This window comes from Nitrospira sp. Vd2 (genome assembly GCF_979581665.1).
The window spans coordinates 26,955-39,747 of sequence record NZ_CEFZSK010000017.1; the positions used below are offsets into that span (position 1 = coordinate 26,955).

13 protein-coding genes are annotated in these 12,793 nt (G+C 60.2%); 5 read left to right on the plus strand and 8 right to left on the minus strand.

All coding sequences use genetic code 11. From position 1 onward, the window contains the following. Positions 1 to 107: 107 nt before the first annotated feature. Complete coding sequence (locus AC1U7K_RS08560) at positions 108 to 419, plus strand: Rieske (2Fe-2S) protein (protein ID WP_480250700.1); 312 nt, start codon at positions 108 to 110, stop codon at positions 417 to 419. A gap of 267 nt (positions 420 to 686) precedes the next feature. Here AC1U7K_RS08560 and AC1U7K_RS08565 read toward each other — a convergent pair whose 3' ends face one another. Then, entirely contained in the window at positions 687 to 1,121 is a 435-nt protein-coding gene (locus AC1U7K_RS08565) for a hypothetical protein (RefSeq protein ID WP_480250701.1), read from the minus strand. 174 nt (positions 1,122 to 1,295) lie between these two features. On the opposite strand from AC1U7K_RS08565, the gene AC1U7K_RS08570 reads away from it, so the two are divergent. The 3 genes from AC1U7K_RS08570 to AC1U7K_RS08580 are packed head-to-tail and all read left to right on the plus strand — an operon-like array spanning position 1,296 to position 2,640. After that, complete coding sequence (locus tag AC1U7K_RS08570; protein ID WP_480250703.1) at positions 1,296 to 1,745, plus strand: gamma-glutamylcyclotransferase family protein; 450 nt, start codon at positions 1,296 to 1,298, stop codon at positions 1,743 to 1,745. 39 nt (positions 1,746 to 1,784) lie between these two features. Continuing rightward, positions 1,785 to 2,111 (plus strand): (2Fe-2S) ferredoxin domain-containing protein, encoded by a 327-nt coding sequence (locus AC1U7K_RS08575; RefSeq protein WP_480250704.1) that lies wholly within the window; start codon positions 1,785 to 1,787, stop codon positions 2,109 to 2,111. 1 nt (position 2,112) lies between these two features. Further along, positions 2,113 to 2,640, plus strand: a complete 528-nt coding sequence (locus AC1U7K_RS08580; protein ID WP_480250705.1) for a MogA/MoaB family molybdenum cofactor biosynthesis protein — start codon at positions 2,113 to 2,115, stop codon at positions 2,638 to 2,640. Positions 2,641 to 2,777: 137 nt separating this feature from the next. Here AC1U7K_RS08580 and AC1U7K_RS08585 read toward each other — a convergent pair whose 3' ends face one another. The 3 genes from AC1U7K_RS08585 to AC1U7K_RS08595 form a co-directional block, all read right to left on the minus strand. Beyond that, positions 2,778 to 3,179: a CBS domain-containing protein gene (locus tag AC1U7K_RS08585; protein WP_480250706.1), complete on the minus strand. Its 402-nt coding sequence runs from the start codon at positions 3,177 to 3,179 to the stop codon at positions 2,778 to 2,780. A 26-nt stretch (positions 3,180 to 3,205) separates the two neighbouring features. Then, a complete protein-coding gene (locus tag AC1U7K_RS08590) occupies positions 3,206 to 4,138 on the minus strand; it encodes a PhzF family phenazine biosynthesis protein (RefSeq protein WP_480250707.1) in 933 nt (310 codons plus the stop codon). A gap of 89 nt (positions 4,139 to 4,227) precedes the next feature. Continuing rightward, positions 4,228 to 5,472, minus strand: a complete 1,245-nt coding sequence (locus AC1U7K_RS08595) for a hypothetical protein (protein ID WP_480250708.1) — start codon at positions 5,470 to 5,472, stop codon at positions 4,228 to 4,230. Positions 5,473 to 5,568: 96 nt separating this feature from the next. On the opposite strand from AC1U7K_RS08595, the gene AC1U7K_RS08600 reads away from it, so the two are divergent. Beyond that, positions 5,569 to 5,814: a hypothetical protein gene (locus AC1U7K_RS08600; protein ID WP_480250709.1), complete on the plus strand. Its 246-nt coding sequence runs from the start codon at positions 5,569 to 5,571 to the stop codon at positions 5,812 to 5,814. A gap of 7 nt (positions 5,815 to 5,821) precedes the next feature. Here AC1U7K_RS08600 and AC1U7K_RS08605 read toward each other — a convergent pair whose 3' ends face one another. The 4 genes from AC1U7K_RS08605 to AC1U7K_RS08620 all read right to left on the minus strand — a co-directional run bounded on the left by AC1U7K_RS08605 (position 5,822) and on the right by AC1U7K_RS08620 (position 12,694). Then, a complete protein-coding gene (locus tag AC1U7K_RS08605; protein ID WP_480250710.1) occupies positions 5,822 to 7,786 on the minus strand; it encodes a B12-binding domain-containing radical SAM protein in 1,965 nt (654 codons plus the stop codon). A 42-nt stretch (positions 7,787 to 7,828) separates the two neighbouring features. Further along, positions 7,829 to 9,724 (minus strand): B12-binding domain-containing radical SAM protein, encoded by a 1,896-nt coding sequence (locus tag AC1U7K_RS08610; RefSeq protein ID WP_480250711.1) that lies wholly within the window; start codon positions 9,722 to 9,724, stop codon positions 7,829 to 7,831. 100 nt (positions 9,725 to 9,824) lie between these two features. Beyond that, on the minus strand, positions 9,825 to 11,264 hold the full coding sequence (locus tag AC1U7K_RS08615; protein ID WP_480250712.1) for a class I SAM-dependent methyltransferase: 1,440 nt from the start codon (positions 11,262 to 11,264) through the stop codon (positions 9,825 to 9,827). Positions 11,265 to 11,326: 62 nt separating this feature from the next. Continuing rightward, positions 11,327 to 12,694: a glutamate-5-semialdehyde dehydrogenase gene (locus tag AC1U7K_RS08620; RefSeq protein WP_480250713.1), complete on the minus strand. Its 1,368-nt coding sequence runs from the start codon at positions 12,692 to 12,694 to the stop codon at positions 11,327 to 11,329. Between the last annotated feature and the right edge of the window lie 99 nt (positions 12,695 to 12,793).

Sequence of the window (12,793 nt, forward strand, 5' to 3'; positions counted from 1 at the left end):
TGCCACATTTCCTTCAATAAATCAATTCCTTGGCACGCCGGCGAGCGGGAGCAGAACTTGCAGAATCGACTCCACACCTTGTAAAGTAGCAAATTTTCACGGTGGATATGAAGTTGTTCGAGGCGGCGAAGGCCTCCGACATTCCGATTGGTGGGTGCGTCTCGGTCGATGTGGGAGGGATGGGGCTTGCGCTCTGTAACGTAGAGGGCACGATTTATGCCGTCGACAATACCTGCCCGCATGCCGGTGGGCTGCTGGGTGAAGGATGCCTGGTTGGAGAGGTTGTCGAATGCCCGTGGCACGGTTGGAAGTTCAATGTGCGGAGCGGCGAGCGGCCGCAGAACCCGCAGATCACCGTGGAGCGATTCCCGGTCCGCATCGTCGACGGCACCGTACAGGTCGAACTGCCTGATCGCTAGCCCGCATTATTCATGACGGGTCGTCGCGAACTTTGGGACCGGGCGCGTCCAACGGGAAAGAGCCGTCTTGGCGGCTCGGGGTTGGGTGGATGAGATACGCGCCCGGGGCGGGCGGGTGTGAAGGCGGAGCCGCGCGAGAGACGGGCAAGCGCAGCCGCGAGGGAAGGAGGCATACTCACTGCAGTATGTTGACTGACTGACCGGCGAGCACGCCCATCGCAGCAGCGAATCGACGATTGCAGCAAAACTGTTCATGAATAATGCGGGCTAAGTCGCCTGCCTTTCTCTGTGCTCCTCCGGCGGCATCACCGTGGTCGCTGGCAATGTCAGGGGGTCGATACGACGGGTGGCGACGTCGACGCGCCACAAGTAATTTCGCTCGAACCATTCGACCGTCGTCTGTTCCCGAATGGTGACCCGGACGACATAAATCCCCGGCGCCTCGCGCTCCACCCGCCATTCGCCCAATCGCACGCCGCGTCCTTGCTCGGACAGCATTTTCACGCGCTCGTCGATCGCTTGTCGGATGGTTGGCGCATGCTGCGCCCGATGCGTCTGCACCAACGCCATCGCTTCCGCCGCGCCTGGGTCCGCCAGGGGGTTCACAAAGGGCGGCTTGAAGATGAAGTATGCCGTCGCGGCGATCATGAGTATTCCAAAGACGCCGTAATGAATGATCTTCACCCACGGAAGTTGTCGCATATGAAAGCCGGTGAGAGCCGGGCGTTCGTCCTCGAGAACGAAGACATGAAAAAGGATAGAAGGCGTACCGAAACGCTGTCAACGCAGGCGAAAACCGGCCACCCTGCTTGACAAGGCTGCGCGCGCGTATGGTACAAGTAACGCCTCGTTCATCGCTAACCGCCTGCAGAAACAATGAAATTTTTCTTTTACGCCGACAACCTGAACGTCACACAACTGAAACGACGCGCCCCCGAGCATCAGTTCGTGGCGAAGGCCTATTTGCCCGATCACACCATTCAGTTTTCGCGCTGGTCGTCCCAATGGCGCTGCGGGCTTGCCAGCGTCAGCCCGTCGCCCGGCGAGCGCGTGTGGGGAATCATCGCGGACGTCACGGAGGAGGACCTCAAGATCCTCGATACGTTTGAAGAGGAAGTCCCGCCGAATGCCTTTCGTCACGTACAAGTCACGGTGATCACCGAAGCCGGCGACAAAGAACTCGTGACCACGCACATTGCGACACCGATCGGCAAGTTCAAGCCGAAGGAGCATTATCTGGAATGGATCATCAAGGGCGTCAAACACTGGAAGCTGCCCGACGAATGCCTGCAGATGTGGCACGGATTTATGCCGAAGACCAGTTGACACACGGAGCAACGGACCCACGCAGAGACAGGAGAGCGCATGCCGAAACCAAAGTATCACATCATCGTCTGCACCAATTCCCGGCCGCCGGGACACCCGAAGCCGTCCTGCGGAGCCGCCGGCTCGGCCAACCTGCTCATGGCCTTCAACATGGGGTTGATGGAACGAGGTTACCCGCCGGGCCAAGTCCTCGTGACCGGGTCAGCCTGCTTGGGACCGTGTGAACAGGGGCCGACCGTCGTCGTCTACCCCGACGCCACGTGGTACTCCAAAGTGCAGGAAGGAGATGTCGCGGCGATTCTGGATGAGCACATCGGGAAGGGCACGCCAGTCGAGCGGCTGAAGCCGAATTCCGTGTGGGCATGACATGGCACACGTCGACGCGGGACAACGCACGCATCACGAGCACAAGGCGCAGGCGCCCCGGCGCGTGGCGTGCGTCGTGATTACGTGTAGCGATACCCGGACGCCTCAGACCGATACGAGTGGACAAGTGATGATGCGTCTGTTGAAGGAGTGCGGCCACGAGGTGGCGGGCTACCACGTGGTGAAAGACGAGCCGTCGGAAATTACGGACCTCATCAAGACGTCGGCGGCCGATGATGCCGTTCACGCCATTTTGATCAACGGCGGAACCGGGATCGCAAAGCGCGATTCGACGTTCGAAGCGGTCGATGCGATGCTGGAGAAGCGTTTGGTGGGATTCGGTGAGATTTTTCGTTACTTGACCTACCAAGACATTGGGTCACCGGCGATCATGAGCCGGGCCACCGCCGGGGTCTACCGCGGTCGCATCATCTTCTCGACGCCAGGCTCCGAATCCGCCGTCCGCCTCGCCATGGAAAAACTCATCCTGCCTGAACTCACGCACATCGTGCAGCAACTCAATAAGTAAGTGCCTCGCGTTACGGGCGCTCAAAAAGGTCAGCCAGCAAGGCCGCAGGTGAGAAAAAACCGGAGGCGTACCCTCCGGGGTACGTTGAGGATTTTTTCGAGCCGAGAAAAAAGCTGGGTGCCTTTTTCAGCGTCCCGTTAATCCTGCCCGATCTTCGGCTCCGAGACCCGCTTAAAATGCACCAACAGATCACGGACCGACACGACGCCGACGAGCTTGCCCTGTTCGGTGACCCCGAGGTGCCTCACACCGAGGTCACCCATCATGTCATGGGCGTCTTGCACGGTGCGCATCCCCTCAATCGACACGACCGGACTCGTCATGATCGTGGACACGGCCGTTTTGGCGAGATCCACGCCCTCCGCCGCCGCACGGCGGACCACATCGGTGTCCGTCAGAATCCCGACAATGCTCCCGGCCTTTTCGACGAGCAACGAGCCGATCCGCTCGTCGCGCATCCGCTTGGCCGCCTCCTTGACCGACGCATCATAGTTGATCTTCTTCAATTCCCTGCGCATGACCTGTGAGATGTTCGCCATTCCCGCCTCCGTTCCTCGGTCGCCGGTCAAAATGTCATTTCGCCTTCGATCATCATCACCGCCTGCCCCCCGACTTTCACCGACTGAATCGCGTCGTCTTCGGATTCCACTTCGATAAAAATCCGCGATGGGCGGTCCACTTCGTACCCTTGCTCGGCAATCATCTCCGTCACCGGTCTCACCTCGACCACGCCGTTCTGCACCAGGTAGGCCCCCAGCGCCCCGCTGGCGCTTCCGGTCGCCGGATCTTCCACGACACCGATCGGTGACGCAAACATGCGCGTGTGGACCGTCGAGAGCTGCTCCACCGTGATCGTCGTAAACACCATGATGCCATTGGCGCCGTGGCGCGCGCACAGTTCATTGACCGCCGTCGTATTCGGCACGATCGACTTCACGGCGGTGAGTGTGCGGACGGGCACGATGATCACCGGCAATCCGGTCGACACGAGCTGAATCGGGAATTTGCTGGCTATCTGACCTTTCGCAAGACCCAGGGCATTCGCAATTTCATAGATGTCCTCGACGGCATCGATTTGCGCAAGAAATTCCGGCTTGGGCTGCGACATGACGACGCGATGAATGTTGCCGCTGCGGACGTGCAATTCCACGGGAAACAGTCCGATGTTGCACTCATGGAGCACGCGTGTCACCGGTTCACTCAACGGCACACGTTTGAGCATCCCAAGGACATAGAACGCGCCGATCACCGGATGACCGGCGAAAGGGATCTCCTGCGTCGGCGTGAAGATCCGGATCTTGACGGAGGCGGCCGGCTCGGTCGGTGGAAAGATGAACACCGTCTCCGACAGGTTCATTTCTCGCGCGATCTGTTGTAATTCCTGATCGGTCAACTCCTGCGCGTCGGGAACGACCGCGACCGGGTTGCCGCCAAACGGCAGCGTCGTGAAGACATCGGCCTGATAAAACTTCAGGACTCGGCGCTCCCCGTTCATCATCGTTCGGCTACTCTAGGTGACGCCCGGAGCAATGTCAACGCGACGTCGATTCAGGATCGCCAGCGGTGAATAGGATCACCGAGAGGAATCTAGGCGGAGACGCGCAAGGTTTCGTAGGACTGCGTGAGCGGATTGCGGACGTAGTCTTCGATGTAGCTGCGAAGCAGCCCGTTACGGTACAAGCGTTGGTTGGCGAATGTCGTGTCGATCTTGTGTAGAACCTTGACCTTCACACCCGTCTTCTTCATGAAATCCTCGAGCGTCACGCCGGCGATATCGGTGTAGACTCCCCGCCCGGACTGCATGACGCATTTGGGGACGTGGATCATTTTCTGACCGTTGAGCGCGCGCGCGATGTCGTCGAAGGTCAGCAGAACGGTGCAGTCCGAATCCCCGCCGAGCGTGGCATTCGGCACCATGAGAAATTTGGCCCGGTTCTTCCGGTACATGGTGAGAATCTTGTAGACGCTGCGGGCCATGACCACCACATCCTTCTTCTCCAGTTCCAGGGAGTCGAACAGACTCACGATACGGCGCCGATTGAGAAACGCCGTGATCGGCGCCTCGGTGTGAATGGTTTGAAGATTGGGGAGACCGGCATCATAGATACGTTCGGCCTCCTCGGGGAGAAAGGTTCGTCCTTGCCGCATGAGCGCGGCCGTCTCGTCCTTCAGACCGCGCACCGGGGTGAGGCATCCCATCCACAGCACGCACTTTTGATTGATCCGCGAAATCTCGATCGCGTCGTCCGACATCGTGTGGCGATCGAACGAATAGAAGTTCGCCGACGAGACGGCCGGGCCGTCCAGCACTTTGAGCACGTGTTTGACGGACGGCGCGTGCGGCATCAACTGCTGCCGATAACGGCCGAGCGTGATCACCGACAATTCAAAATTGATCCGGCCGGGATACTGTGCGGCGAGTTGATGGATCTTCGGCACGTGAACGAAGCCGACCGTGAAGAACTGGATGTTCTTATCGGTGTACTTCAGAAAGTCTTCGACCCATTCCATCGCCTTCGGATGGAGAAACAGATCGGTCCACTCCATGTACTCATTGCCGCCGAGACACCAGAACTGAAGCGGGTCGGTCGGTTTCTTGCTGATGTAGTCGAGCATGTACTTCCAATCCTCATCGCTGGTCTTGGGCGGCTCCAAGGTCTCGCGATAGGAATGATCCAGCTCGTAGCAGAACTCGCAGCGGACCGGGCACGTCTTCCCCAGGCTCAACGGGATTTTCCCGGCGTCCATCTCCCGACGCAGGACGTCGCGGTAGTTCTTCTCCGAGAAAATCTTCTTCGGCTGGATCAACGGCAGCGGTGCGGTGATCGGCATGATGACTCGGTTGACTCGCTCGGTTGACTCATGGTCTTACAGTTTGCCACAGTGACGAGAGGCATTGCGAGAGGCGCCAGCGTGGAGGAACGACGGATGACAGCAGAGACGATGGATCAGGCGCTGAAGCTGTTTGCGCTGACGCGGCCGTTTACGCGCGAGCAGCTCGACCAGAAGCGCCGTGACCTGCTCGCCACCTGGCACCCGCATCGGTATGCGAATCTCACGAACAACCCGCGCAAGTACATGCAGATGTACAAGAAGGGCGAAGCGATGACGAAGGAGATTCAGGCGGCGTATGAGTTGCTGCTGGCGCAGTTAGAGAGCGAGGAGCGTGGGTAACAATGCGTCACGACACGCCGTGGCTCACGACCCTGGCCATCGCCGGCTCGCCTTCACGTGCGGATTCCGCATCGCCGCGAGCGACGGGCCAAGTGACCAGGCCCGAGACGCTTTCGCGATTTCCCTCCTCTTGCAACGCTTGCGTCGCATAGATCTGCGGCAGCCGGTTCGTCCCGAACTTCGAGATGTAGAGGAAGACGTGTTCGCGGGCGTTCACCCGCACCGCCCACGGCGCAAAGTCGTTCTGATAGAACTCCTCGCAGAGCTGCATGGCTTCCAGACACGTCACCCCGCCCGGCTCGTTCAATGTGTAGTAGTAGTCGAGCGGCAGGTCGTACTCGTCCTGTTTGTGGATCGTAATCCCGAACCGGTCAGGATCGCGCACCATCGGCGTGTGCCGGTACGCGACGAAATAGAACAGCTCCACCGAGTGGATGTTCGCCTTGTTGTCCAGCAGGAACTGACGCGTCTCCTCGGCCTCTTCGCGTGTCTCGCCGGGAAAACCGTAGAAGGCCATCACGTGATTCCAGATGCCGGCTTCGGCGGCCAGCTTCAAATTCTTTTCGATCGTCGCCTTCTTGACATGCTTGTCCATCAGGTTCAGCACGCGCTCGTTGGCCGACTCCATGCCGTAGTACATGGTGCAGCAGCCGGACTCACGAATCAGCCGCCACAGGTCGGGATCGTTGAGGCTTTCCTCGAACCGGATCAGCGTCGTCCATTTGATGCCGATCTCCTGATCGACCAGCAACCGCACGACCTTTTTGAGCAGCGCGGGGGGATACGATTCATCGGCAAAGAGAAAATGCTGGGCGCCGTACTTGTCCTTGAGTGCCTTGATCTGCTGGACGACCTGCTGCGCCGAGAGCCCACGATACTGGTCGAAGTACCCCTGCCCGTGATCGCAAAAGGTACAGCGCCCCCAGTAGCAGCCGCGCGTCGCCAGATACGGCAGAATGCGCGTCGGCACGAAATAGCTGTCGAGCGGCAGACCGTCGAAGTCGGGCAACGGCAAGGCCGACAGCTTCTCGGTGTGAATCTCCTGATTCACGTGAATACCGGTCTCATCGCGCCGCATCAAATTCGGCACTGACTCGATCGGTCGCTCGCCTGCGACGGCCTCGAGCAGCCACAGCAACGCGCGCTCCCCTTCGTACATGATCGCGGTATCGAAGACCTCGCTGAAAAACCGCTCGTGCTTCGGAAATTCTTCTTGGAGCCGGGTGATGATGTTCCCGCCGACCGTCACGTGAATATGCGGGAACGCTTCCTTGATCATCCGGCAGAACGTGAGGCCCGCCAAGAGTTGCATCTGCGTGCCGATGGAAATCCCGATGACGTCCGGCTGCTCTTTGCTGACCGCCGGCAAGACGAGTTGCCGGCAGACGTCCCGGTAGACGTTCACCTGCTCGTCGTCCAGACAGGCAAAGACTTCCTTCGACACCCCCGGCCGATAGCCGAGGTTGCTCTCCATGGGATAGAAGACGAGCGACGCGGGATAGTACGCGGCCGAGATGTAATGCATGACCTCGCGAAACGTGTTCAGCGCCCATTCGAGCTTGGCGGCGTCATAGAAGTCTTCGCTGCGCGTGATCCGCTTGGCTTCCATCGCGCGCTCGGCCAGATCGAACACGTCGAGATCGGCTTTCTCGTCCAGGACCCGCTTCTGCTCCTCTTCCTGCTCGCTCAGCAAGCCGGCGGAGGCTTTGGCTTCCAACTCGCGGATCTGCATCGCCATCCGCGCCTTCATCCAGATGAGAAAGGTGTCGCTGAAGAAGAGGTCGTACATCTCGATGTTGATATCCCGCTGCACGACCTCGTGACCATGCTCCCGCAGCACGGCGGTCAGACTGGGCAACGCCAGATACGGCGCCGTCGGCACCCACTCAGGCGGGAACAGGAGCATCGCCTTGAGCTTTCGCCCGGTGCCCGCTGTCTTCTGCCCCTCGATCTGAATCAATCGCGCACTCATGTTCCGTCCGGCCCGGCTCCTAAGCCACTTCCCTCTGCCCTGCTACCGCTCGACGCCCAAGCCCACCGGCTCATCGAAGCGGGGCTTGAACTGTAACACCGGCAAACGGTTCGTCCCGAATCGCGCAATGTACAGAAAGATATACTCTCGAATGAAGATGCGCAGGTCCCAGCCGGGATGGTGGTTCCGCTCGAATTCTTCGAACACCTGCTCGGCTTCTTCAACGCTCAATCCCTCTTTCACGGTGTAGTAATAGTCGAGCGCCAAGTCCCACTCGGGATTCTTGTACGGCGTGACACCGAACTTCTCGGGGTTCTTCGCCACCGGCGTGTGCCGGCTGAGATCGAAGGTACCGAACCCGATCGAGTGGACAAGGTCCTTGTTCTCCTCGAGGAAGCGGATCGAGTCCAGCGCGTCCTCGCGACGCTCACCGGGGAAACCGAAAAACCCCATCACATGATTCCAGATCCCGGCGTTTGCCGAGAGCTCCAGGCTTCGGCGGATGACCTCGGTCGTCGTCGCCTTGTCCATCAGCTTGAGCACCCGTTCGTTGCCCGACTCATAGCCGAAATGCAGATACCGGCAGCCCGACGCCACGGCGTCCTTCCAGACCGCCTCGTCCAGCAAGCTCTTCTCGAACCGCATGTGCGTCGTCCACTGGATCTGGAGATTCGCATCCAAGAGACCCCGGGTGAGCTTCCGGAAGAGCGCAGGCGGGTACGACTCGTCGGTGAAGTGAAAATGCCGCGTGTGATACTTGTCCCGGAGCCCGCGAATCTCGTCAATGATCTGGTCGATCTTCTTGGTGCGATAGCCGGCCGTATAGCCTTCGCCGTGATCGCAAAACTCACAGCGGCCCCAGTAGCAGCCACGCGTGGCGAGATACGGGAGAATTCGCGTGGGGACGAAATACTTCTCCAGCGGCAGCCCGTCGAAATCAGGCGGCGGCAAGGACGCCATGTCCTCGGCATAACTGAGCTGTGAAGTGTGGATACCCGAGGCATCGCGATAGATGAGATTCGGGATGCCCGCCATATCACGCCCCGCCCCCACCGCCTCGACGAGCTGAAGAAAGGCCGTCTCACCTTCATAGATCACGGCGCTGTCGAACAGCGCGAAGAGATCGTGCTTCTCGGGCAAGACATCGCGCAGCCGGGTGACCGTATTGCCGCCGATCGTCACGTGGATGTCCGGGAAATGCTCTTTGATGAGCGCACAGAACGTCATCGACGAGAACAATTGCTGCTGGAGCACGATCGAGATGCCGATCACATCGGGCCGCTCGGCCTCGATCGCGGGTTTGAGCAGATGCTCGAAGACATCGCGATAGACGTTGACCTGCGTATCGTGCACTGCATCGAGCACTTCCGAGGAGACGAATACTTTATAAGAGAGATCGGTTTCCATCGGCGGCATGCAAATGCGGGCCGGCGCGTAGACCAGGGAGATCGCCTGCGTGACCTCGCGGAACACAGTGATCGCCCATTCCAGCTTGTCGGCGTCGTAGAACTCTTCTCCGCGCACGATCCGCTTGGCGGTCTCGGCCTTTTTCGTCAGCTCGGCAATGTAGTCGCGCGTGAGGTCACAGAGGGCGAGTTGGACGTCCCGCTCCCATTCGGCGAGCTCTCGTTTCCGCGAGAGTTTTCGGTACCGATCAAGCTGCTGCGGGACCCGCCGGAGCACACGCTTCAAGAAGTCCTCGCTGAAGTACCAATCGTACATTTCGAGGTTGATGTCTTTTTGAATCACCTCGTGGCCGGCGGCTCGCAGCACGGCGGTGAGGGTCGGGAGACTCAGATAGGGTTCCGAGGGGTACCAGTCGGGGGGGTAGACGAGCATCACCTTCGTTTTTCGGCCGCTCGCCGCTTCCGACGCTCGACGGTGCAGCTGAATCAGCTCCAGACTGGCCCGCGTGCCTTTGGAATATTCGACTTTCATACCGACACTTCTCCCTTAGGAATCGACGGCTTGAGCATTCTAAGTGGCGATCGACGGCAAGGTCAAGCGACCGTCGCCCCATCAGTCGTGATGATCCCGCCTATTTTGATGGCGCCGATGCCGTGATCTCCTCGTAATACTGCTCCAGCACGCTGCTTCGTTCCGCTTCGACGATCACGAGTTGCCGCTGATCGAAGGTGTTCGCACAATAGAGATACCGAATTGATTGACTCTGCCCCAACTCCACGTGCATCTGGCGGCCTTCCCGGCCCTCTCGCGTGACCTCCTTGAGCACCCGGCGTTCCGGCATCAATGACCACGTCAGTTGCGCCCAGGGCGAATGATTCTCGTAGAGCGGCTGAGCAGCGAACTCACCGGACGGCCCTGCGGGTGCCGCTCTCGCCAGCACCGACTCCACGACCGAGGAGTCCGTTCCAACCCGGGCGACCGCCTCACGATGTCCCGTAATGACTCCCGACGAGGCACGGGCTTTGACGTAGACATACCCGAAACAGCTGCCCCAGCGACCGGTCTCGAATGACACGATGCCATGGCGTGCATCGCGAAGCGTCAGGTGATGATCCCGGGTGCGCCCCGGCAACCGGGCCAGAACCGACTCGCCTATCTTGCCCTGGCAAATCTGAAGATCGTCGCCATTAATCCATTCTGGGTCTTCGTACCATTCCATGCCGGTCGGCGTCGTCGCGCGACTCACGACGAGCAGCGGTCCGTCCTCGGTCGGCTCATCGATGCTCAGGTACCGGATCGGGAGCGGCGGCTCGATCAGCGCGAATCCACGAGCCGCGAGCGCCCGCTGAAACGGCACCCGCCGACCAAGCTGCCGGACTTTTTCAAACACGATCAAGCGACCCTCCGGCAGCAAGCGTGCCGCCAGTCGGTCCAGCCGGAATCCGAGTCCGGTACGCTGCTCGAACTGGCGCTGCAGGCTGCGCGTCTCCGAGCGATCGAAGGTCCACCATCCAATGCTGGGCAGACCCGGGTCGTGCTCCGACTGCAACAGCGCATGGGATGCGATCGCGACATCGGACCGATGCAGATCCGGCGGTTCATCCAGCTCTGAACATTCGAAGACCACATTCTTCAGCTCGAGCTGGGCAGCCCGCTCTTTCGCGATCGCGATCGACCGAGGCGAGCGATCGAGTCCGACGAATTGTGTTTGCGGAAACGACCGTGCATAGAACGTCGTCAGAATGCCGGGACCGCACCCGAAGTCCAAGACGCGGTCCGCCGGTCGGAGTCGTTCGGCGATCAAGGGACCGACGGCCATGTAATAGTCGTAACGCTGACTGTAGAGGACCGGAAGAATGTGGGGGCTGGCCGAGGCGTCATAGAAGGCGATGTCGGCTTCCCGAGGCTGGGCGGACCGGCGCTCTTGAACGAGGCGGTTCAGGGTCGTGAGATCGGAGGGTGCAATCGCCTGGCGTTGCCAGCGATCGTATTCGGCGCCCGAATGGATACGCTTCAGTCCCCACCAGGCGAGATGGCCGGCGAGCGCCTGTTGGAGGTCTGTGCGGAACACGGATCAAATCGAAGTGCTGAGTATAGAGTGCTGAGCGCTGAGTGAACAAACGAGGGTCATGACTACGAGGGCCGCTTCAGCATGATTGCGTCCTCATACGTCACGGGGACGGGATGAGGTTGGCGGAGTTGCCCGGTGCCGAGCACGACGTATTTCTCACACGTCAACTGAGCAAGTCCGATCGGTCCGCGAGCATGAAGACGGGCCGTGCTCAACCCCACGTCGCCACCTAGGCCGAACTGCTCGCCGTCATGGAATCGGGTCGACGCATTCACGAGGACCGCCGACGCATCGACTTCCTGCGTGAACCGCATCGCCGTCGCATAATCCCGTGTCACGATCGTCGCGGTTTGCACCGGACCGTACCGGGCTATGTGCTCCAACGCCTCGTCGAAGCCCGTCACGACCTTGATCGCGAGATCGGCAGCAAGGAACTGCTGAGACCAGTCTTCCTCGGTGGCCTCCTTCACGTTCTTATACGAGCTGAAGGATTGCGAGCCGATGAGGGCCACGGTTTTGGGACAGCCGCGAACTTCCACCCGGAATTCATCGAGGAGCCGGCGCACCAATGCCGGCAATAACGGCCGGGCCGTGTTCTGATGGACGAGCAGGGTGTCGAGCGCGTTCGCCGCTTTGGCGTCCTGCACCTTCGCGTTCACGACGACGTTTTGCGCGAGCGGCAGATCGGTATCGGCATTGATGTAGGCGACCGTGACGCCGCCATCATGGCAGAGGACGGGCACGCGGCTCTGCTCCAGCACGGCTTTCCTAAGCGCGGCGCTGCCTTTTGGAATGATGGCATCCACCATTTTGGGTTGACGAAACAACTCCGCGGCCGCCTCCTTCTCGGGCCGTTCGATGAACGTGATCCCGCCGATCGGAAGGCCCGACTGCTCCGCCGCGTGCCGCCACCAGCCCGCAAGCTTTGCCGTCGTCTGCGTCCACTCGGCCCCGCTCCGGTAGACGCACACATTACCGGCTTTCAGGCACAGCGCGACGACTTCCGTCATGACGGACGGTCCAAATTCCGAGATGACGCCGATGACGCCGATGGGAGACCGCACGCGGCTGACCTGCATCCCGTTCGGGCGGACCGTCATCTCGGTCACTTCCCCAACCGGGTCGGGCAATTCGGCAATCCGGTACAAGGTCTCGATCAACTGCTTGACGTCATCCGCATCCATGCGGACCCGCTCGACGGCCTCTTTGACCCGATCCTTGTTCGTCTCCCCTTCGAGCGTCTTGCCGACCTGTTTGACATCCTGCTCGTTCGCCTCGAGCAACGACTCCTCATGCTCGCCGATCAAGTCGGCGACGGTGCGCAAGACCTGGTTCTTGGCGGTCGTCGAGAGCCGAGCCATCGGACGAACGGCCTCTCTTGCCTTCTTCAGGAGATTGGTGACGACGATCTTGACCGGGACTTCAACCATGTTTTCCCTCGACGAGCGGAATTGGACTATAGCACGCGGTTTTTCGAGCAGTCAAAACGCGCTCCCGTTGCGCCGCGATGCGGGGACACACCGGTGATC